Here is a 21,306-nt window from a genome sequence, read left to right as displayed (position 1 = left end):
CGCTTGCGCGAGGGCACTGCTCGACCTCACGAATTCAGCCGCGGCTCCAGACGAGCTTCGCGATCGGCGTCGGCCTTGTTCTTGTCCGGGTCCTCGTTCGGGTCGAGCTGGCAGGGGCGGATTTCGTAATCATTGTCGAGCACCGGGCGGGGCACCGATGTCTCCTCCTCGGAGATGGCGTCGACCACCAGGCCGGACTTCTGCGCGAGCTTCCAGACGTCGGCCTCGGTCGGATAGGCCTTGCTCAGTTTGGCATCCTGGTAGAACAGCGCGTAGGGCATTGGTCATCTTCCCCCAATCTGACAATTCATCGACAACGCGAGCACCGCCCGCTGGTTTCAGGTCGCGGGTCCGGTCACGGAACCGTGAGCAAGCGCTTGAAAATATGAGTCATTTCGGCCCTTTCGCGAGCCGTGCCTGAGTCCTTAACGAGCGGTAAATCCGGCAAAAAAGAATCCTCGGGACTCTCCGGGTAGAATCGCCGGATGCTCTTCGGCATGAGAGCGATCCTTCAGACCCCCCATGACCGCGTGCAGCTCGCGCTCGCCGTCGCGCTGCTTGCGGCCTGCGCCGCGAACGTCGCGCTGGTCTGGTCCTGGCTCTAAAGTTTGTTTGACGCGTTTTCTTTACGCGAACCGGCATCCACTTCGCTCGAAAACGCTATCGCTACGCGAAAACGCCGTGGCACCGCGACGCCGGCAGCAATTGACGGCCCGCCCAATCCTCCCATCATTGTCCGCATAACAAGGCCTGCCATTAGGCGGACCGTTGCCGGGTGGGAGCGAGCATGATCGAAGCGCTGCAGGAGCGGGTGAACGGCGATGCTTCCCTGGTGCGGCGCGGCCGCTACCTGACGACGACCTTCCTGCTGGAGATCGGCACCACGGCCTGGCTGATCACGATCCATGAGGGGCGCATCGTGTCGGTGACGAAGGGGCCGTTCGTGATGCCGTCGTCGACCTTCGCGCTGCGCACCTCAGGCGAGGAATGGGACCGTTTCTGCGAACAGCGGCCGCCGCCGGGCTCCAACGATGTGATGGCGCTGATCAAGCGCCGGGTGCTGAAGGCCGAAGGCGACCTGCAGGTGTTCATGGCGAACCTGCGCTACTTCAAGGACGCGCTGGCAAAACTGCGCCGCGACGGAGTGGCGGCATGAGCGCAAAATTCGAACCGATCATCGGCCGCTACATGCATCTCGATCTGTCCGGCCGGGCGCACCGCCTCTATGTCGAGGAGGCCGGCGCGGGCACGTCGCTGCTCTGCCTGCACACCGCGGGTGCCGACGGGCGGCAATATCGCGGCCTGATGAACGATCCGCGGATCACCCGCAATCATCGCGTCATCGCCTTCGACATGCCCCGGCACGGCAAGTCGTCGCCGCCGTCAGGCTGGCATGACGAAGAGTATCAGCTCACCTCACTGCAATACACGGCGATGATCCTCGCCGTGATCGACGCGCTCGCGCTGGAGAAGCCGATCGTGATGGGCTGCTCGATCGGCGGCCGCATCGCGCTGCATCTGGCGCTCGAGCATCCCGAGCGCTTTCGCGCCATCATCGGCCTGCAGGCCGGCGCGCATGTCGATCCCTACTACGATCTGAATTTCCTGCACCGGCCGGACGTGCATGGCGGCGAGGTCGCGGCTGCCATCGTCTCGGGCCTGGTCGGGCCCGATGCGCCGGAGAGCGAAAAGTGGGAGACGCTGTGGCACTACATGCAAGGCGGCCCCGGCGTGTTCAAGGGCGATCTGTATTTCTACAAGATCGACGGCGACATCCGCGCCCGCGTCGCCGAGATCGACACCAACCGCTGCCCGCTGTTTTTGCTGTCCGGCGAATACGATTATTCCTGCACGCCGGAGGAGACGCTGGCGGTGGCGAACAGCATTCCAGGCTGCGAGGCCACCATCATGAAGGGCCTTGGCCATTTCCCGATGAGCGAAAATCCGGGCGAGTTTCTCAAGCACCTGTTGCCGGTGCTGGAGAAGATCGGCGGGCGGTGAAGCATGATCCGGAAAAGTGCGAAGCGGTTTTCCGACAAGATCGTGCTCAAATAGCCAAAGCGCGATGACGATCGCGCTTTGAAAGGGCGCTATTTGCCGGAGCGCGGCAGCTCGCTGTTGTCGCGGATCGCGGCGCGCACCTTGGCCATGGTGGAGGAGCAATACTCTTCGCGCTCCCTGATGAAGCGCTGCTGATTGGCGCGGAAATTCGCGACACGGGCCCGCACCTCGGAGCCGAAGTCGCCGCGGATGTCGAGCGTTGCGAATTGCGGCAGCGGCGCGGGCGCCGGCGGCGCTTCGCCGACGGTCACAGCGACCGCAGCAGGCGGCGCGGGCGGCGGCACCTCGATCACCGTCGGCACCGGCAGCGGGGACGGCGTGGCGGCTTCCGGGTCGGCCGCGACTTTCGGTGTCGCGGCGATCGGAACAGCAACCTGTGGCGCGGGGGCGGGCGGATTGGCCTTTGACGGCGCAGCCATCAGCGCCTCGGCGTCGGGCCGCTTGCCCGTCACCGACTGTACGAAGGCCATTGTCTGCGCGATCAACAGATCGCGTTCCTGCATCCACTTCATGGCGCACCTTGAGCGCGCGGATTCCAGCAAAGCAACTTTGCGGAATCAAGCTTTGATCATCATCATGGTTGATGAAGACGCCTGTTTCGTAGGCGCGGTGACAAAATTGTGACACGGGCCTGCCGGCCAGGCCTCAGCGCTGGCGCGGATTCGTGTTGGGGATGAACGGGGTACCGACGATCCGGACCGGCGGCAGGTCGGCGGCGGCCGGCCGGGACGCTGCACTGGCCGGTGCCGGCGCCGAATCCAGCGCCGCGACCAGGCCGGCGCCGGCAACGCTGAGCAGCATGAAGGCGCCGAGCAGCAGCATGTTCCAGGTGACTTCGCGTCCTCTCATGAAGGGAGAACAGCGTGTGGGGCCTTGGGGTTCCGAAGCGATCTTCAGGCGTCTTCGAGCGGGTGCGGGCGCGCGTTAAGACAATGCCTCAAGGGAAAGGGTGAAAGCGCTGGACAGGCTGATCAACTTAGGCCGCCGCCTCGGCGACGACGTGTTCGGCGGCGCGGGCCTCGATCAGGTCGGCGTAGCGGCCGTACTCCTCGGCCATTTCGAGCAGCTTTTCGCGCACGGCGGCGTCGGTGACCTGACGCGCCAGCCGTTTGGCTTGATCGGACTGGAAACGATAGTGGGCTGTATCGGACATGGCAGCGGCTCCTCACACGTTAGGTAAGGAGGCGTCTTGAAAGGTTCATTGAAGCGTTTGTGAACGCTCCCCTGGCGCGGCTGAAGCCGGGCACGCCGTCGTATCCTCGCGGATCTCGACTTCGAACCAGCCCATCTCCCGCAACTCATGCGCCTTCTTCGCGGCCGCGTCCTCGCTGTCGCGCTTCAGCACGATTCGACTGGTGCCATCCCGGGCAAGGATCAAATAGGTCATTGGCTGAGTCCACCCCACTACTGCATACACGATTTCGGGCCGAAATGACAGAATCAATACGAGATCATGCGTGGTCTTGCGGAGGGTATCCCACGATTCCTGCCAACGCCGCGGGCGGCGCGGGGACCGCCGCTTCTGGTTCTGGCCCTGACCGGCCAAGTCTGCTATGCGAGCCCGCGCAATCCTTGCCATTCGCCGGCTTAGCTCAGCGGTAGAGCAGCAGTTTTGTAAACTGAAGGTCGGGGGTTCAATCCCCTCAGCCGGCACCAGCCGCGCCCGTTCCACCGGACCGGAAAGGGGCCCTGCGGCGCCGAGGACCTTGCCTCCCAGACTTGATGCGGTTTAGGCGATCGTATCGCGCTCGATGGCGTCAATTGTGCTTCCGGCCTGACACGGCCGGCGATCTGGTGTTTGATCCGCTGGCCGGTGGGGCGCGGACAGGGATGAGATGTTCGGTATTCTAGGTCTTGGTTTTCTGCTCGGGATGCAGCATGCGCTCGAGCCCGATCACATCGCCGCCGTCTCCAGCATCGCGGCGCGCCGCACCAGCATCAGTGACATCGTCAAGCACGGCCTGACCTGGGGTTTTGGCCACACGCTGACGCTGTTCATCTTTGCCGGCGCCGCCATCCTGCTCGGCCGCACGATCCCCGAGACGGTGGCGCAGCCGATCGAGACCGCGGTCGGCATCATGCTGGTCGGCCTCGGCGCGCATGTGTGGTGGCGGCTGTGGCGCGACCGCGTGCACTTCCATGGCCATGCGCATGGCGACGGCACCGCGCATTTCCATGCCCACAGCCATGCCGGCGAGACCTTGTCGCGCACCGTGCCGCACGCCCGTGCGCCGCATGCCCATGCGCACGGCTTCCGCTGGCGCACGCTCCTGGTCGGGCTGATGCACGGCATGGCGGGCTCGGCGGCGCTGCTGGTGCTGACGGTGTCGCAGGCGCCGACCCCGGTGATCGGGCTTGGCTATGTCGCGCTGTTCGGCATCGGCTCGATGATCGGGATGGGCGCGCTGTCGAGCGTGATCGCGCTGCCGCTGGCGGCCTCGGCGCGCTGGCTGACCTGGGCCAATCGCGGCCTCCAGGTCGCGGTCGGCGCCGTCACCATCGCGATCGGCATTCATTCGATCGTCGAGAACGCCTTCACCTGACGCGCCGACGCATCCCGGCCGCCGTTAACGATTCCTGATCCCGTTCGGACGCATTGACCTGATGGTGATGCTTACACGTTAGGCTTACCGGCAGTTCGCGCCGCGGCCTTAACCCTTGCGCCGAGGCGTTGGATTAGGGTGGGGACGGAACAATCGGGATGTAGGGTGGCATGCGCGTTGGCGTTGCACTGGCGATCTTGGCTGCGACGACCTCGGCGGCGTCGGCCGGCGGCGGCTTCGACATCGTCGTGCCGGTGCGTCCCGGCGTGCCGATCATCATCAACGGCGTCGACGCCTCCTATGCCGTGATCGAAAGCGCGATGGGGCTCGCCCGCAACGAGTCGCTGGTGCCGACCGTCTATGGCGGCCGCCCGATCTCGCCCGAGCCGAATGTCGGCCACTATTATCCAAGCCTCGGCCGCATGCCGGGCTACGGCCGCCTCGAGATCGAGCCGCCGGCCAATCGCCGCCTGCCGAAGCCGGCCGAGAGCTATCACGAATCATGGTCGGCGCAGTCCGCGCCGCTGCCGGCGCAGTCCAACGTGCCGGTGGATCCGCCGCCGGTGATCTACGCGCCGGAGTTCAACGGCCCGCCGCGGCCGTATCCGCGTCCGATCCCGCGGCCGCTGCCGAGGAGGCCATAACCGTCAACGAGCTACGCGACGACAAACCGACAGAAAATACCGACAGGAGAGAGTAATGCGTCGAATGATGACTGGACTGATCGCGGCGGTCGCCGTGATGGCGAGCGCGCCCGCGATGGCGTGTGGCTTTGATCTCTGCGCCCCGCCGGTCTATTCGGCGCCGGTCGCGAACTACGGTTATGGCTACGGCTACGGCGGTGGCTGCGGCGGATGCGGCGGCGGCTGGGCCGGCGTCGAGCGTCTGCCCGATCCGGACCGCTACTACATCAGCCCGGCGCAGCAGTACTATTACGTCAACCAGGGCCCGATCTACACCGGTCCGGGCAACTGGGCGCCGCGTCCCTACTATCGCGAGGGCTACGCGCGGCCGTATTACGGCTATCGCCGCCACTACGGCTACCGCCACTACGGTTATCGGCCCGCGTACCACCGTCCGCACTACGGCTACCGCGCCTATGGCTATCGCCATGGCTACCGCCACGGCCCCGTGCTGCGCCGCTACTACTGATCGTTCGACCGGTCGAACCGCTGCGCCCGTTCGCGTCATGCGAGCGGGCGTTTTGCTGTGGAGCAGGGGCGCTCTACCAAAATGCCGAAAAACAACCCCATGCAAAGTAGCCGGCGGTGGCTAGCCGATGGTCGATCAGGCCGCTGTCCGTAGCGGGTGAAGATGTCGTGTTTTTGTAGCTCGTGATCTGTCGCCTTCGTTTTGGAGTTTTGGGCGCCCGCGGAAGGCGTGGACGGGAGCGCCGGGTTTGTCATGCCATGGATGGAGCGGTCTGGTCAGCCCTGGGGGCGGGTTTCTTTGTTCGATTTGAAGCCCGTTTCTCCGTCCCGACCCGCGCTTTCTCGACGGCGGCGCGCGCAGGAGCGGTCAAGGACGCGCGCTTGCGCGCCCGCCAGGGCTTGTCCTTGACGGCTCCGAGCACGCTGCCAGGCTGAGGCGCGTCGGGGCTGATCTGCTGTCCGTTGGCGCTAAACCTCGCCAATCGATGCGGGCCGAGGAACACGCTGACGGTGCCATCGGGATACTCATGCACCCGCACCAGGGCCCTGACGAAGTGAGGCCTCAGCCGGCTCTCCGGCAACTGCAGCCGGCGACCTTTCCATGCGACGGTATTGTCGTTGGCGACGGTTCGCTCCTCGATCACGCACAGCGCCTCGCGCCAGGCCTCGTGGCGGTCGGCAACGAAGGCGGTGCCTTGCTGTTCGGCCTTGATCGCAAATGCGGCGTTGTGTTCGGCGATGTAATGCGCCTTCAACCACGCATTGGCGGCTTCGACCGTCTTGATCCCGGCGAGCCGCAGCTCCTTTGGCAGGCGGTCCTGCAGCGTGCCAAACAGCCGCTCGGAGCGCCCCCGCGCCTGCGGCGAATAGGCTGCGATATGCTCGATCCCAAGATGCGACAAAGCCCGTCCCACCTGGGTTTGTTGCGTCTTCGAGACCTTCTCGCCAGCCTTCGGGGTAAGGAAATAATGGCTGCCGCGATCGGTGTAGAGCGCACAGAACAAGCCGCGCTCGCCAATCACCTCGCCCAGGGCCAGGAACGTCGAGGCCGTGCCTTCTTCCTCGACCAGCAGCATCGAGTAGACCTCGCTGGTCGCATCGTCCATCGTCACGATCAGGTCCATCGCCGGCAGATCCTCGATCCAGACGTGGCGCGATCCGTCCTGGTGCAGCAGCATCCCCGGCAGCGGCCGGCGTGGGCGCTTCTTACGGTGCGCCGAACGCTTCGGCGCCTTCCGGACCAGGCCCGCCGCCTGCAGCGCGAGCTTGGTCACCGTATAGCCCAGCACATAGTCATGCCGCTTTTGCANCTGCTCGTGGAAGTGCTTCACCGTGAAGTCCGCGTATTTGTCGCGGAACAGNCCCAGCATCCGCTCCAGNTCTTCCTCCGGCGCCCGCCGTGGCGATCGCCGTCCCATGCGTCGGTCGACCAGCCCGTCATCGCCCTCCGCCTCGTAACGCTCCGCCCAGCGTTGGAAGGTCCGCACACTGACCCCGAGAAGCTCCGCAGCGCCCTCCTGCGTCAGTTCCCTCGCCTCCGTCCGTTCCAGCAAATCTGAAAACCGCATCCGTCGTACACCCTCGTGAATGGATGCCGTGCCCATCGTGCCCCCTTTGTCCCGGGGCACCAAAAACACGACACTTCACGAGCTACAAACAGGCGACAGATCACGAGCTACTGACATGCTCGACCAGGCCACTTGACACGTCGGGCAAGTCAACGTTACTCTTCCAATATTCCGAAATCGCGCAATCACCCCCCTCGCCCCGCCGCGGCGGGACAGAACCGGCCTAGACCGTCGGCAGCACGAGCTCGGCCCGCAGGCCGCCGATCGGGGCGTTGCTCAGCGTGAGGCTGCCGCCGTAGAGGCCCGCCAGGTCGGTCACGATCGACAGGCCGAGCCCCGAGCCGGGCTTGGATTCGTCGAGCCGCTGGCCGCGCCGCGACACCTGGGCGCGTTCGGCCTCGGACAGGCCGCGGCCATCGTCATCAACCATGACGCGCAGCTTCGGCACCACGCCTGGCGCCTCCGGCGTGACCACGACCACCTCGATGAACACCTGCGAGGCCGCCCATTTGCAGGCGTTGTCGACGAGGTTACCGACCATCTCCTCCAAGTCCTGCCGCTCGCCGCGGAAGCGCGCCGCCGGATCGGCCTTCACCTCGATCGCGATCTCGCGATCGCGATGGATCTTCTCCATGGTCCGGCGCAAGCCCTCGATCGCCGGCGCCACCTCGGTGATGGTGCTGACGATGGTGGCGCGGGCGGCGATGCGGGCGCGCTCCAGATGATGCGCGACCTGGTCCCGCATCACCTCGGCCTGCTCCAGCACCTTGCTGGCAAAGGGATCGGCGGCATGGGCGCCGGCTTCGTTGACGATCACCGACAGCGGCGTCTTGATGGCATGCGCGAGATTGCCGACATGGGTGCGCGAGCGCTCGATAATCTCCCGGTTGGCATCGATCAGTGCGTTGGTCTCGCGCGCCAGCGGCGCGATCTCGACCGGAAAGCGGCCCTCCAGCCGCTCGGCGCGGCCGGAGCGGATGTCGGCGATCGCCTCGGAAATGCGCTTGAGCGGCGCCAGGCCATAGCGGACCTGGAAGATCGTGGTCAGCAGCAGCACGACGCCGAGCGCGGTGAAGGTGCCGCCGAGATAATAGTCGAAGCTGCGCGTCTCATCGAAGATCTCGGTGGCATCGCCGGCGACGCTGACCAAGAATTTGCCGTCGGCGCCGAGGTCGACCGGCCGCTCCACCATGCGCAGGCTCTGGCCTTCGGGACCGTCGACATAGCCGAGGCGGACGCCGGCGGCGGACAGGTCGACGCCGTGCTCCTCAAGCTTCGGCAGCTTCTTGTCCCACAGCGAGCGCGAGGCGCGGGTGTCGCCCTTCTCGGTGTCGGTGCGGGTGATCTGCCAGTACCAGCCCGACAGTGGCAGGTCGAACAGCGGCTCGCCGAGCGACTGGAACTGGCGGTCCGCCGGCTCGTCCGGCGTCGCCACCTCGGCGATCAGCGTACGCAGGTACAGATTGAGCCGCCGGTCGAAGGCGCGCTCGGTGGCATCGCGATAGACCGACGACAGGATGACGCCGGTGATCGCCAGGATGATCACCAGCCAGGCGGTCGCCGAAACGAACAGGCGGGTCGCAAGTGAACTTCCGCCCATCAGGGCACGGTCGCAAAAGTCATGGCAGCGGGCCTCGGCAGGGCAAATCCGGTCATTAGCGGAAGGATCATGCCGATGCCCGCGCGCCGATCAAGCGCCGGAGGGCGGCGGCGCCAGCATGTAGCCGAGGCCGCGCACGGTCTGGATGATGTCGACCTCGAGCTTCTTGCGGATGCGGCCGACGAACACCTCGATGGTGTTGGAGTCGCGGTCGAAATCCTGGTCGTAGAGATGCTCGACCAGCTCGGTGCGCGACACCACCCGCCCGGTGTGGTGCATCAGGTAATCCAGCAGATTGTATTCGTGCGAGGTCAGCTTGATCGGGTTGCCGTTGACGCTGACCCGCTTGGTGCGGGTGTTCAGGATCACCGGGCCGCAGACCAATTCGACCTGGGCGTGTCCCGTGGAGCGGCGCAGCAGCGCGCGGATCCGCGCCAGCACTTCCTCGAGGTGAAACGGCTTTGCGACGTAATCGTCGGCGCCGGCGTCGAAGCCCTGAACCTTGTCGCTCCAGCGGTCGCGCGCGGTCAGGATCAAGACCGGCATCACCCGCTTGTTGCGCCGCCATGCCTCCAGCACCGAAATGCCGTCCATCTTCGGCAGGCCGATATCGAGAACGACGGCGTCATAGGGCTCGCTGTCGCCGAGGAAATGCCCCTCCTCGCCGTCGAATGCACGGTCGACCACATAGCCGGCATCGGTCAGCGCCGTGGTGAGCTGACGATTCAGATCCGGATCATCCTCAACGACGAGCAGACGCACTTTGGCCTCCGAGAGTGAGCATTGCGATTCCCGACATCAAATGAGGCTTTCGGCGGTGAATGGCCTATGAACAAATTGAACCGGGGCAGATTACCGTTTGTTCAGGAACGGCATTACTCAATCGACTGCCACAGAAAAATCTTCGGGTCGAGGTGGCCAGCCCGGCTGGCTGCCCCGCCGGTAAAATAGCTGCAAAACGAGTGACTTACGACAGGATAACTGGCGTGAGCCGACAGCCGATCTTCAGCGCCGCGCAGCCGGAAGGCTCTGACCAAGAAACTTGCCAGGGGAGCAGTCGAGACCCAGGCCCTACACCTTAAGATAGCGCACACACGAGACCGCTACTCAGTTGCACAATCTCCGGCTTCGGCACCTTGCTTGCTGGTGCGGCCTCGCAATGAAGCAAGCAGAGTCCGTGTATGACTTGCACCGTGCACTGACGGACCGCGACGTGCGGCAGCGCGCGCCTCTGGTCCAACTCTTGAATCTCGCGCTCGAGCACCGCAATCAGCGCCGCAATCTTCGATTGTCCGGATCAGTGCCGATGCGCTTCTCGAGCTTGCGATATCGCTCAAGCTTTTTTCTCGAGTCCGCGCGCCTGTCCCGTTCCGTCATGGAAGCCTCCAATCATCCGGAACGACGCAGCCGAGCTTGTGTTGCGCCTGTTGTTCGAACAGATAGGAATATGCGCGGTATGATACAGTTTCTGCGTTGAAGATATCTGCCAATTTTGGATACCATGACCTCGATGAAGCCAGCAGTGTTTTTTGATCGCGATGGTGTTCTCAATGAAGACCATGGCTATTTGTTCGAGCCGGGCAAGCTGCAATGGATCGAGGGCGCGCGCGAGGCGGTGAAGGCGGTCAACGATGCCGGCTATTTCGCCTTCGTGGTCACCAATCAGTCGGGCGTCGCCAGAGGCTTCTATGCCGAACGCGACGTCGAGGTCCTGCACCTCTGGATGAGCGATGAGCTTGCCAAGGTCGGTGCACGCATCGATGCATTCGAGTACTGCCCGCATCACCCCGATGCCGTCGTCGCGCAGTATCGCGTTGCGTGCGTTTGCCGCAAACCGGGTCCGGGGATGATCCGCACGCTGCTCGGCCGTCACGCCGTCGATGTCGCACGAAGCTTTCTGATCGGCGACAAGGCCAGTGATGTCGAAGCCGCCGAGGCCGCCGGCATCAGGGGGCACTTGTTCCAGGGAGGGAACCTGGAGTATTTTGTGGGACAGCTCCTGCGTCAGAGCGGGTGTGCGGCGACGCCGGACTGTCCGAGCGCTTCATTCTGAGGCAGTTGGTTCGGACGTGCCTTTACCTTGGCGTCGACGCGGACCGGCGGGCTTGCCGCCGTTTACCTTGTGCGGACAATTGTACGTTTTGTGCGTCGCGGTCGGCTATATGGTCGAGATGCCGGTCGCATGACCCCAGATAGAGTATTTCAGTGTTGGTTTCGAAGGTTTGTAGCCTCTACACGATCGTTGGCAGGATAGCGTTTGCGCCTCGCAAACTGCGTTGGTCGAGGGGAGATCGGCCTTGACCGACGCAGGAATCCGGAGGCTGTTGATCTGTGCTGCCTGGCTGGCGCTGATCGTGATCGCGATCACGACGGTGGCGCCGATCTACGACCGCCCCACGTTTGGCCACGCGCGCATCGAGCGTCTCGTCGCATTCATGGCCTTGGGCGCCATGTTCGCATGGAGCTATCCAAATCGACTGCTCTTCAGCGTCCTGATCGTGTCCTGCGGCGCGTTCGGGCTTGAAGCGCTGCAATTGATCACGCCGGACCGCCATGCCCGCCTCCTCGACGCGTTTGTGAAGCTGGCCGGCGGCTGGAGCGGCCTCGGCTTTGGGCACCTCACCATGTCTTTCATGCGCGCAGGCCGGCTCCGTCTCGGGAGCCAGGGCGACGGCTAGGCCCGTTGGTAATCATCCTGGATGCGGATGATGTCGTCTTCGCCAAGATAGCTGCCGGTCTGCACCTCGATCAGCTCGAGGTGGATCTTGCCCGGATTCTCCAGCCGGTGCACCGCGCCGATCGGGATGTAGATCGACTCGTTCTCGTGCACCGTCTTGATCAATTCGTTGACGGTGACCTGCGCGGTGCCTCGCACCACGATCCAGTGCTCGGAGCGATGGTGATGCTTCTGCAGGCTGAGACGTCCGCCCGGCTTGACGACGATGCGCTTGACCTGATGGCGGTCGCCATTGTCGACCGACTGGTAGGAGCCCCAGGGACGATGCACCTTGATGTGGCTCTCGGTCACCTCGGGCGCCGTCACCTTCAGTTTGGCGACCAGCCGCTTCAGCCCGTTGGCGTCCTGCTGCCGCGACACCAGCACCGCGTCCTGGGTCGCGATCACGACGAGATCGTCGACGCCCTCGAGCGCGACCAGCGCGCGGTCGGTGGTGACGTTGCAGTTGCGGGAATCCTCGAACACCGCCATGCCGCGCGAGGCGTTGCCCTGGCTGTCCTTCTCGGACAGCTCCCAGACCTGGCGCCACGAGCCGATGTCCGACCAGCCGCAGGCCACCGGCACCACCGCCGCGCGCGCGGTCTTTTCCATCACCGCATAGTCGATTGAGATCGCCTTCGCCGCGGCAAAGGACGGCGCATCGAGCTTGACGAAGCCGAGATCGCGCTCGGCGTTGGCAACCGAGGTCTCGACGGTGGCGACGCTGTCGGCATCGACATTGCGGTACTCATCGAGCAGCACCGCGGCGCGGAACATGAAGTTGCCGCTGTTCCAGAGATAGCCGGCATCGATATAGCCGGCCGCGGTTGCGGCATCCGGCTTCTCGACGAATTTGGCCACCGCCCTCACCTCGCCGGCGACGGTCTCGCCCGGGTTGATGTAGCCGTATTCGGTGGCGGGCCGTTCCGGCCTGACGCCGAAGGTAACGATGCGGCCGCGCTCGGCCGCGGCCAATCCCTCGCGGCAGGCGGCGACGAAGGCCGGCGTATCGCGCACCAGATGATCGGCGGCGAGCGCCAGCACGATCGCATCGGCATCGCGCGCTTGCGCGAACGCGGCACCGACCGCAATTGCGGGGCCAGAATCGCGGCGCATCGGCTCGAGCAGCACATCGGCCTCGCGGCCGATCTCGGCAAGCTGCTCTTGCACCATGAAGCGATAGGTTTCGTTGGTGATCACCATTGGTCGCGCGAACAGTGTGGTGTCCGACACGCGAAGCAACGTCTCCTGGAAGGTCGAGCGCGCCCCGAACAGCGACAGGAACTGCTTCGGATGCACCTCGCGCGAGGCCGGCCACAGCCGCGTGCCCGCGCCGCCACACATGATCAAGGGGATAATTTGCCGTACCATCGGTATGCCTCAAGCTTGACAAGATCTCGTCATGGCGCAGCAAGAATGGTGCCACCAGCAGCAACACGAGTTCTGCTGATTCAAGCGTCCGCGCTTGCTGCAAGAAAGACGACGACAACCTCATCCCTGTGAAAGTTGGCCGAACAAGGACCATGCCACCACACTTGCACCGTCATATTTCTGTCCCCTGCGATCGGTCTGCGGCCTTCGTCTCTCGACCCACGCCTCTGCGGCGATCGGGACAGCGCAGTTGTTGCTTACCCATTCCACCCGTCCAAATGCCGTTGTATTGTTCATACCGATGAAGGACGTTCGCCCTCGACATGGTTACACTTTTAGAAAGAACTTTCCCGTGTGATGACGACGGCTATCCGACACCGACCCGCCGGAGGCGCACATGCAGCCGGCACATCCAATCCAACAACGTAGAGACGCTGAATGATCCTGGTAACTGGAGGCGCCGGCTATATCGGCTCACACGCTTGTGTTGCCCTGCTGTCAGCGGGTGAAGACGTCGTTGTCCTGGACAATTTCTGCAACAGCAGTCCGCTGGCGCTGGAGCGGATCCAGCAGATCTGCGGCAAGCGGCTCACGGTGGTCGAAGCCGATATTCGCGACCAGAGCGCGATCGAGGAGGTGCTGGTCCAACACGGGTGCACAGCGGTGATGCATTTTGCCGGCCTGAAATCCGTGCAGGACTCGGTCGCCCAGCCACTCGAGTATTACGACCAGAACGTCATCGGCTCGCACCGTCTGCTCCGCGCCATGCAAAAGACCGGCGTGAAGAAGATCGTGTTCTCTTCATCCGCGACAGTCTACGGCACGCCGAAATTCCTGCCCTACACCGAGGATCATCCGCTCAACGCGATCAATCCGTATGGCCGCACCAAGCTCATGATCGAGGACATGCTGCGCGATCAATATACCAGCGATCCGACCTGGGCCGTGGCGATCCTGCGCTACTTCAATCCGGTTGGCGCCCACGAGAGCGGCTTGATCGGCGAGGACCCGAAGGGTGTTCCGAACAATCTGGTGCCGTTCGTCGCGCAGGTCGCGATCGGGCGGCGTGAACGGCTCAGCGTCTGGGGCGGCGATTACGATACGCCTGACGGGACCGGCGTCCGAGACTATATCCATGTGATGGATCTCGCCGACGGCCATGTATCCGCGCTTTCGCTGCTGAGCAGCCCGAAATGTTTTGCCGTCAATCTGGGCACGGGTGCGGGAAGCAGCGTGATCGAGGTGATCCGCGCGTTTGAAGCGGCAAGCGGAAAGCAGATTCCCTACGACATCAAGCCGCGCCGCGCCGGCGATCTTGCCGCCTATTACGCCGCAACCGACTACGCCACCAAGCTGTTGGGTTGGAAAGCAACCCGCTCGCTTGAAACGATGTGTGCCGATCACTGGCGGTGGCAAAGCTCCAATCCAAACGGATACGCCTGAGGGGTCGCTTGCAGCTGACTTTGGGCGCGGCGGCTTCTTGATCGATCATGTCTAACCGGTCATTTCGGAGCCGCGCCCTCGTCCGGCTTGCCGCCATTCGCCACACATTTGTTGTAATAGTCGATTTGCGCACGCCCCGATCCTTTGGCGCTTCCCGCCGCCGGATTTCCGGGCAGACGCGGCGGAAATTGTGCCGCCGTGAGCGCTTGGCACTTTCGGGCGACTTCGGCCGTAATCGCCGAAGCGACATTGGGAACCAGGCTGGCCGCCAGGCCTGCCAGCACCAGCGTGCATCCGAACTTCAAGCTGGGGAACATCGGATCCTCATCTCACCTGCCGGGCCGCGCCGACAACTCGCCGCCACTGTTGGCACATATTCTAGTCAGAATGCCGCGATTTGGTTCAAGCGAAAAGCCCATATAACGTAACGGGGATCGCAGCTGGCTAAGTCTGCAACCATGCAGAGAACGACCCGGCAGGAAGCGGTGGCTTCAGACGACTTGGCGCGGAACGATGATGGCCCGTTGGATCACGGTTCCGACGAGGTGCAATTTGCGCTCGTCATCGCCCGCATGATCGACACTGTCGAACACAACCCGGACCACCTGCGCCAAGCGGTCTACGATCTCGCCCGTTACAAGCTGCGCGAGCAGTTCACTTCCCTGGATGAAAAGAGCATCGAGCGGATGCAGCTTGCCCTCGAAGCCGCCATTCGTGGCGTCGAGGAGTTTTCAAAGCAGCAGATCGCCCTCGCACCACCGCAGGTTCCGAGACTGGAAGACGGTTCCGGCGCGGCGCGCGGCCTCCCTGCCGGCGACCTCGACCGACCGGTTCGGCAACCACGGCCGGCCGTTTCGATCGATCCTGCCCCTGCTGCACGCGGAAGGGCCCGCTACCCATTTTCGCCGCTCGTCATGAGGACCATCGCGGTGTTGCTCGTCGTGGGCGGGGCCGCGGGCGTCATCCAGCAGAGGGAGCGGCTGGCGTCCTGGCTGCAGGATCGGTCGCACGCGCAAGAACCGGCCGCGATCTCCATCCAAGGGCGCGCGCCGATCCCCGCGACCGCTGCCGTCGCGCCGTCCCCGCCCCCGAAGCCCAATCCGCTGCGACCAACGGATTACGGAGTCTACGCGATCGAAGGCGATTCCCTGACCGAATTGCAGCTACTGCCTGCCCGCCCGCCGGACATCCGCGTCGCCGTGTCGCCGGTGCTGAGAACGCCGAGCCACACGATGCTGTCGAAGAAACAGCCCAGGTTCATCGTGTTCCGCCGCGATGCGGCGACCAACATCTCGGACCGCGCGGAGGTTCGCGTGATTGCCAGGATCGCGCGAGAATTCTCTGCCGAAGTTGCAGGCAAACGACCCGAGGATGGCGATAGCTGGGTCATACGAAACGTCACGTTCCCGTTTCGAGTGTCACCGCTGCCCGACAATCCGGAAATGTACGAGCTGCACAGCGAAGATCCCGCGTTTGAGCTGACGCCCGGCCGCTACGCGCTGATCGTCAAGAACCAGGCCTATGATTTCACCGTGGACGGCGAAGTCGTCGATCCCAAGCAGTGCATCGAGCGAATCGTTACGGCCAACGGCACCTTCTACTCCGACTGCAAGAAGCCCTGATCCTTTCCAGGAGATCTGGGAAATTGCCGCCGGATTCCCGGCGACGCGACCGGACCCCGGGCTTTCGACCTAAAGCGCGATGAGATTAGGTTGAGTCATCATCGCGCTTTAGCTCTTTGTTTGAGCATGATCTCCGCGCAAACGCTTCGCGTTTGTCGCGAGGGAAAACCGCTTCACACTTTTCCGGATCATGCTCTAGGTCCGACCGTCGTTTGTCGGAGGCCCTAGTGGTGAAGCATGAAGTTGTGAAACTCCGCGAGATGTGTATCCGCCGATATCGTAACGACGGGGAGCTCGACTTGGTCGGTCGCAGGCTGCTCTGACCGGAGGTGGCTGTCGAGCTGCAGCATCGCAGGGTGGTTGACCGATTCAAAACTGAAATCGGCCCCGCTTGCCGATGAGCCGAAACGATCAAAGGTAAAGTTGTCGCTCGCCGGAGCATGTGGGAGCGATGTCGGTTGCGGCGTCGAAACCGAGCCGAGATCCGATCCATCCTTGGGCGGATCAATCACCAGCGTGCCGCCGGTGCCATCGTTCGAAAGATTGAAGGTCGAATGAGTGTAATCGCCGACCAGCGAAAGGCGCGCCGTGTGGTTTTGGGCATCAACCACGGTCAGCACGCCGCCGGATGCATCTCCTGAATAGGACGCGGTCGTTCCGGTTCCGAAGGCGATGTCCTTCAGGTCGATCAGGTTCGAATTGGATAGGGTGTTGTCCCCGCTGAGGTGGATCAGCTTTCCACCAAACTGCGACGCGTGATCGAGCACCAGCGTGCCGGTGGCGGCATTGAAGGTGATCGATCCGGAAACGGCGCCGGTCAATTCGAGGCTGGCCCCGGCTTCGATCATGACCGACTGGCTCATGTTGCCCAACGGCAGCACAATCTTCCCGGAAATATCGAGGACCGTGGATGGGGTGTTGATCACGCCATCGCCGTTGAGGTCCTGGTGGAAGACGGTTTCGAGTGACTTGAGTGACGCGTCGGCTCCAGACACGCTATTGATGATCTTGGACGCGAAGTTGCCGTTACTGTCAGTGCTCCAAACCGAGTACTGGCCGCTGACCGAGTCCTTCCAGGCCACGTAGTAGCCGCCCGACGTTGCTTCCGCGCCAACCGGCGACCAGCTGCCGAATTGCCCGGCGACAACCGCAGCACCACCGTATTTCAACGTTGGTCCCTGGCTGCCGCCAATCGCGTCGAGCAAGTAGTTGCTGCCAAGTTTGTCCAGACTGGTTGCACCGGACGCTTCGATCGCGGTTTTTGGGGCCGGTGGCGAGCTGAGCGGCGGGATACCGATCACGCCATCGCCATTCAGGTCCTGGTGAAAAACCGGCTCGATCGACTGAAACGACGAACTGGATCCCGACACATTGTTCAGGATCTTGGAGACGAAGTTGCCATAGCGGTCGGTGGTCCAGACCGCGTACTGCCCGCTCGCGGAATCTTTCCAGGCCACATCATACCCGCTTGAGGTCACCTCTGCCGCCACCGGCGACCACGTACCGAACTGACCGGCCGTAACCGCCGCACCAGCGTACTTCAGCAGCACCGCGGCGTCGGCGACCGACATGTAATAGTTGTTCCCGACCCTGGTGAATGACGTCGTGCCGATCGCCTCGATCGTCGTACCGATCACCTCCACCAGGACATTGGACGATGGGCTTCGATTGCCAACCTCGTCGGTCGCGGTTGCGGAGAGCATGTGTCCGCCGGTGGCGAGCGTACCGGTACTGACGCTCCACGTGCCGTTGGATGCCGCGACCGTGGTGCCGAGCAAAACCGTCCCGTCATACAATTTAACAGTGCTTCCGGCCTCCGCCGCGCCGGACGCGGTGATCCTGCCAGAGGCAACCGTCGCCGAGATCAGATTGGGAGCCAGGGGCGCCTGCGTATCGACCGTGACGTTCAACGCGGCGGACGGTCCGCTCGGATTTCCGATGGCATCCACTGCCTGGATGGTGAAGACGTGACTGCCGTCAGCCAGCGTTGGCGTCGCGAACGACCAGGCGCCGGATGCGTCGGCGACCGCGGTGCCGACGAATGTTGCCTGATCAAAGACTTCGACTGTGACACCGGCTTGGGCACTTCCAGTCAGAGTCAGGTGATTTGCTGCGGTGAGGCCCGAGGCAGTCACACCGCTATCGGCTGAGAACGAGGCCGTCGGAGCCGACAGCCCCGTCATCGTCATCGGCGTGTTCCAGTCAGTGACGAATGCGACGTCCGACGCGGTCAGCTGGGTAACGCCGACCAGCCGCAGCGTGTCCGTTCCTCTCGCATCGTGGACGGTCCAGACGTCACCGACGTTCGTCAGGTAGGCGGAGGCGTCATAACCCTTCAGCGAGAGCATGTCGTGCTCGGAACTGGTGCCGGTCAGGGCGTGGAAATCGGCGATCGTGACATCGCCGCTGCCGGGGGTGTAGACGAACGTGTCGTTCCCCGCTCCTCCCGAAATCCAGTCGTTGCCGCCGCCACCATTGAGCACGTCGTCGCCGCTTGAGCCCACGATGCGGTTGGCCAGCAGATTGCCGGTGCCGGTGAGCCCGCCCATCATCATGGTGAGGTTTTCGACGTTGTCCGGCAAGGCGTAGGAGGTCCAGGCTTCAACACTGTCGATGCCCCCGCGGGGATTCTCGACGATCTTCTGGTTCGCATTGTTGACGACATAGGTGTCGTCCCCGTTCCATCCGATCATCGTGTCGTCGACGTTGAATGCCGTGATATCGTCGTTGGCCGAAGTGCCATAGATCGTGTGGCTGGCGACGCTTCCGTTGATCCAGGATGTGATCAGGCCGCCGACCGGAAGCGAACCGGGAAGCTGGAAATCGTCGCTGGTCAGCGACGAGATCGTCGTGTTGCGGAACACAAGGGTGTCCTGGCTCGTCAGCGCCAGATAGACGTCGTTCCCGACCTGGGTCATCGCCGCCTGGATGTCGCTGAACGAGGTGAAGGCAAAGCCGTTGAGCTGGATGACGTCGTGTCCAGCCCCCGAGCCCGGGCTGAAATCGGTGATGATGTCCGAGCCGTCGCCGGCATTGAAGACGAAGGTATCCGCGCCGCCGCCGCCAGTCAGGATGTCGTTGCCTAGCCCGCCGGTGATGACGTTCGCGGCATCATTGCCGATGATGATGTTGGACTGCCAGTTGCCGGTGGCGTTGATAGCGTCCGGGCCCGTGAGCGTCAGGTTCTCGACATAGTTGGGAAGCTGGTAGGTGACGTACGACTTTATCGTGTCGATGCCACCGCCAGCGGCTTCGACGACCTTAGCGTTCGGGTCGGCGACGATATAGGTGTCGTCGCCGGCTCCGCCGCTTATGGTGTCGGCGCCCCCTGCTCCGGTGATCAGATCGTTGCCCGATGTACCGGTCAAGGTGTCTGCGCCCGCCGTCCCGGTGAGGGTGTTGGTCGGCGCTCCGCTGGCGAGCAGCGTGTAATTTGCGAGCGTGTATTCCGGCAGCTGATACGCAGTGATCGAATCGATCGTGACGCTCGCCGTCGCGTCAGGGGCCGCATTGCCGGCCCAGCTCCCGCCGATCGCAAGGTTGGCGATCATGTACATCGCCGTGTTCATGTCGGAGGGCGTGGCCATCTGCCCCACCTCGGCGCCATCGACGAAAAAGGTCAGCGTGTACGGCGTCCATTCCACCGCGAACGTGTGCTGGCCAGCAGTCAGGTTGGCGGTATTCGACCAAAATCCCTGATCAGGACCAGTCGAGGATCGGGCACCCCAATGCGACTGATCGGGATGGGTGCCAAGCGATTCGAGCACGTCGAGCTCGGTGTCGAGGCCGTGCGGGTTGGTGGGCAGCATCCAGAACGCGGGCCACGCGCCGGGCGTGCCGGACAGCGTGGCCGTCATCTGAAAGTAGCCGTAGGTCTGGGCGAAGCTGTTCTGGGTCGAGATCATCCCTGACGAAAACTGGTGGCCGCCGACATAGGGCGCAGCGCTCGCGGGCAGCGGCTGCGCGGTGATGACGAGATGGCCGTCCTGGATCGAAAATGGGTTGAGGCCGAGCGGCGCCGACGCCTGGCTGCCCGGCAATCCCGAAAAGCTCGGATCGACATAGACCTGCTGCTCGCCTGCGAGCGAGTAGCTTGCCGGGCCGCTCCAGGCATAGCTCGTACGCCATATCAGATGCGGGTCCTGGCCCGCCGAGAGCGTGCTGAAATCGTCATTGAAGGTCTGCACCAGGTCGGTGCGCGGCGTGACGATATTGACGTTGGCCGCGGTGAAATCCCCGACCTTGGTATTATTGAGCCTGATCGTTTCGCCGCTGCTGAGCGTAAGGACGGTATCGGTGCCGACCTGCTTCATCGCAGCGGTGACATCGGACAGAGTGTGGAAGCCCGTGCGGTTGAGTTGCAGGATGTCGCCGCCGGCGCCGGTTGCGAATCCGCTAATGATATCGTTGCCGTTGCCCACGGCGATGACAAAGGTGTCGCTGCCGCCGCCACCGTTGAGCACGTCGTTGCCCTTGCCGCCATCCATGACGTTGTTGCCGGCATTCCCGACGATGATGTTGTCGAGATCGTTGCCGGTCGCAGGCGATGGATCGCTGCCCGCCAAAATCAGGTTTTCGACTTTCTGCGCATTGACGAGGCTGTAGCCGTCGACCATGCCGTCGTAGATGGTATCGATGCCCTGGCCGGCCTGTTCGACGACCTTGGTGTTGTGGTCGAACATGAAGTAGCTGTCATCTCCCGCGCCTCCGATCAGCGTGGCCCCGGCTCCGTACGCCTGCAGGGAGTCGTTCATCGCACTGCCGGTCAGCGTGCCGCCGGCCTGGACCGAGAGCGCCACTGTATTCGGCGACGCGCTGCCCTGAAGCGGATTGTCGACGACGACGTTGGAGGCGACGAGCGACGACAGTGCGACATTCTGCAACGTCAGGGTTTCGGTGCTCGACAGGGTAACGATCGTGTCGGACCCCACCTGCCTGGCAGCGGCGACGAAGGCAGCGAAGTTCGCAAACCCGTAGTTCTGAACACGCAGGATGTCACCGCCGGCGCCGGTCTGAAAGTCGCTGATCGTGTCGGAGCCGTACCCCTTCGAGATTGCGAAGGTGTCGCTGCCGGCTCCGCCGGTGAGAAGGTCGTTTCCGGTGCCTCCGAAGAGAACATCCGATCCAGAGGTTCCGACGATAACGCTCGCGTAGGTTGGGTTTATTGCCATGATGGTGCCAGTGCTCCTTTGCACCCCACGCACCACGAAAGAGTTCAGGCCGGTTTACGA

At 63.5% G+C, this 21,306-nt stretch carries 20 protein-coding genes and 1 tRNA gene; 10 read left to right on the top strand and 11 right to left on the bottom strand.

The annotated features are described in order from the left end of the window. Positions 1-26 precede the first annotated feature (26 nt). Positions 27-281 (bottom strand): hypothetical protein, encoded by a 255-nt coding sequence (locus CI41S_RS04550; protein WP_139484269.1) that lies wholly within the window; start codon positions 279-281, stop codon positions 27-29. A gap of 506 nt (positions 282-787) precedes the next feature. On the opposite strand from CI41S_RS04550, the gene CI41S_RS04545 reads away from it, so the two are divergent. After that, positions 788-1,156: a hypothetical protein gene (locus CI41S_RS04545; protein WP_244626402.1), complete on the top strand. Its 369-nt coding sequence runs from the start codon at positions 788-790 to the stop codon at positions 1,154-1,156. After that, complete coding sequence (locus tag CI41S_RS04540; protein WP_139857606.1) at positions 1,153-2,001, top strand: alpha/beta fold hydrolase; 849 nt, start codon at positions 1,153-1,155, stop codon at positions 1,999-2,001. The genes CI41S_RS04545 and CI41S_RS04540 overlap by 4 nt, the downstream gene beginning before the upstream one ends. A gap of 89 nt (positions 2,002-2,090) precedes the next feature. On the opposite strand, the gene CI41S_RS04535 is transcribed toward CI41S_RS04540, so the two are convergent. From CI41S_RS04535 to CI41S_RS04525, 4 genes are all read right to left on the bottom strand, one after another. Then, the gene (locus tag CI41S_RS04535) at positions 2,091-2,573 is read right to left on the bottom strand and encodes a hypothetical protein (protein ID WP_139857605.1); all 483 of its coding nucleotides are present in this window, start codon (positions 2,571-2,573) and stop codon (positions 2,091-2,093) included. A 133-nt stretch (positions 2,574-2,706) separates the two neighbouring features. Further along, positions 2,707-2,910 carry a hypothetical protein gene (locus CI41S_RS04530; protein ID WP_139857604.1) on the bottom strand — a complete coding sequence of 68 codons (204 nt, stop codon included), beginning with the start codon at positions 2,908-2,910 and terminating at the stop codon, positions 2,707-2,709. A gap of 127 nt (positions 2,911-3,037) precedes the next feature. Continuing rightward, a complete protein-coding gene (locus CI41S_RS43285; protein ID WP_172627914.1) occupies positions 3,038-3,214 on the bottom strand; it encodes a hypothetical protein in 177 nt (58 codons plus the stop codon). Positions 3,215-3,259: 45 nt separating this feature from the next. Continuing rightward, positions 3,260-3,448, bottom strand: coding sequence for a hypothetical protein (locus CI41S_RS04525; RefSeq protein WP_139484274.1), 189 nt, complete (start codon positions 3,446-3,448; stop codon positions 3,260-3,262). Positions 3,449-3,642: 194 nt separating this feature from the next. On the opposite strand from CI41S_RS04525, the gene CI41S_RS04520 reads away from it, so the two are divergent. The 4 genes from CI41S_RS04520 to CI41S_RS04505 all read left to right on the top strand — a co-directional run bounded on the left by CI41S_RS04520 (position 3,643) and on the right by CI41S_RS04505 (position 5,756). After that, positions 3,643-3,717: transfer RNA gene (locus CI41S_RS04520), tRNA-Thr, on the top strand. A 179-nt stretch (positions 3,718-3,896) separates the two neighbouring features. Beyond that, positions 3,897-4,604, top strand: coding sequence for a HoxN/HupN/NixA family nickel/cobalt transporter (locus CI41S_RS04515; protein ID WP_139857603.1), 708 nt, complete (start codon positions 3,897-3,899; stop codon positions 4,602-4,604). Positions 4,605-4,774: 170 nt separating this feature from the next. Further along, complete coding sequence (locus CI41S_RS04510; protein WP_139484276.1) at positions 4,775-5,248, top strand: hypothetical protein; 474 nt, start codon at positions 4,775-4,777, stop codon at positions 5,246-5,248. A gap of 55 nt (positions 5,249-5,303) precedes the next feature. After that, positions 5,304-5,756 (top strand): hypothetical protein, encoded by a 453-nt coding sequence (locus tag CI41S_RS04505; RefSeq protein WP_172627913.1) that lies wholly within the window; start codon positions 5,304-5,306, stop codon positions 5,754-5,756. Positions 5,757-6,006: 250 nt separating this feature from the next. On the opposite strand, the gene CI41S_RS04500 is transcribed toward CI41S_RS04505, so the two are convergent. The 3 genes from CI41S_RS04500 to CI41S_RS04490 all read right to left on the bottom strand — a co-directional run bounded on the left by CI41S_RS04500 (position 6,007) and on the right by CI41S_RS04490 (position 9,685). Beyond that, positions 6,007-7,323, bottom strand: coding sequence for an ISNCY family transposase (locus CI41S_RS04500; RefSeq protein ID WP_172627912.1), 1,317 nt, complete (start codon positions 7,321-7,323; stop codon positions 6,007-6,009). A 223-nt stretch (positions 7,324-7,546) separates the two neighbouring features. After that, complete coding sequence (locus CI41S_RS04495) at positions 7,547-8,923, bottom strand: sensor histidine kinase (protein ID WP_139857601.1); 1,377 nt, start codon at positions 8,921-8,923, stop codon at positions 7,547-7,549. A 90-nt stretch (positions 8,924-9,013) separates the two neighbouring features. Next, positions 9,014-9,685 (bottom strand): response regulator transcription factor, encoded by a 672-nt coding sequence (locus tag CI41S_RS04490; protein ID WP_139482397.1) that lies wholly within the window; start codon positions 9,683-9,685, stop codon positions 9,014-9,016. Positions 9,686-10,433: 748 nt separating this feature from the next. Between CI41S_RS04490 and CI41S_RS04485 the strand changes: the two genes are divergently transcribed. Continuing rightward, complete coding sequence (locus CI41S_RS04485; protein WP_139857600.1) at positions 10,434-10,976, top strand: D-glycero-alpha-D-manno-heptose-1,7-bisphosphate 7-phosphatase; 543 nt, start codon at positions 10,434-10,436, stop codon at positions 10,974-10,976. Positions 10,977-11,220: 244 nt separating this feature from the next. Continuing rightward, positions 11,221-11,601 (top strand): VanZ family protein, encoded by a 381-nt coding sequence (locus CI41S_RS04480; protein WP_139482396.1) that lies wholly within the window; start codon positions 11,221-11,223, stop codon positions 11,599-11,601. Here the strand turns inward: CI41S_RS04480 and CI41S_RS04475 are convergent. After that, positions 11,598-13,010, bottom strand: coding sequence for a mannose-1-phosphate guanylyltransferase/mannose-6-phosphate isomerase (locus CI41S_RS04475; protein ID WP_139857599.1), 1,413 nt, complete (start codon positions 13,008-13,010; stop codon positions 11,598-11,600). The genes CI41S_RS04480 and CI41S_RS04475 overlap by 4 nt on opposite strands. Positions 13,011-13,448: 438 nt before the next feature. On the opposite strand from CI41S_RS04475, the gene galE reads away from it, so the two are divergent. Further along, positions 13,449-14,453, top strand: coding sequence for a UDP-glucose 4-epimerase GalE (gene galE, locus CI41S_RS04470; protein ID WP_139857598.1), 1,005 nt, complete (start codon positions 13,449-13,451; stop codon positions 14,451-14,453). A 59-nt stretch (positions 14,454-14,512) separates the two neighbouring features. On the opposite strand, the gene CI41S_RS04465 is transcribed toward galE, so the two are convergent. Further along, positions 14,513-14,737 (bottom strand): hypothetical protein, encoded by a 225-nt coding sequence (locus tag CI41S_RS04465; protein WP_244626401.1) that lies wholly within the window; start codon positions 14,735-14,737, stop codon positions 14,513-14,515. Positions 14,738-14,911: 174 nt separating this feature from the next. Between CI41S_RS04465 and CI41S_RS04460 the strand changes: the two genes are divergently transcribed. Next, positions 14,912-16,075: a hypothetical protein gene (locus CI41S_RS04460; protein ID WP_139857597.1), complete on the top strand. Its 1,164-nt coding sequence runs from the start codon at positions 14,912-14,914 to the stop codon at positions 16,073-16,075. Between the two features lie 224 nt (positions 16,076-16,299). On the opposite strand, the gene CI41S_RS04455 is transcribed toward CI41S_RS04460, so the two are convergent. Next, positions 16,300-21,246 carry an Ig-like domain-containing protein gene (locus CI41S_RS04455; RefSeq protein WP_139857596.1) on the bottom strand — a complete coding sequence of 1,649 codons (4,947 nt, stop codon included), beginning with the start codon at positions 21,244-21,246 and terminating at the stop codon, positions 16,300-16,302. Positions 21,247-21,306 lie beyond the last annotated feature (60 nt).

It is taken from the genome of Bradyrhizobium ivorense (assembly GCF_900696085.1).
In the GTDB taxonomy this organism is placed as follows: domain Bacteria; phylum Pseudomonadota; class Alphaproteobacteria; order Rhizobiales; family Xanthobacteraceae; genus Bradyrhizobium; species Bradyrhizobium ivorense.
The sequence above is the reverse complement of the archived record's forward strand: the minus strand, read 5'-3'. Positions and strand labels throughout refer to the sequence as shown.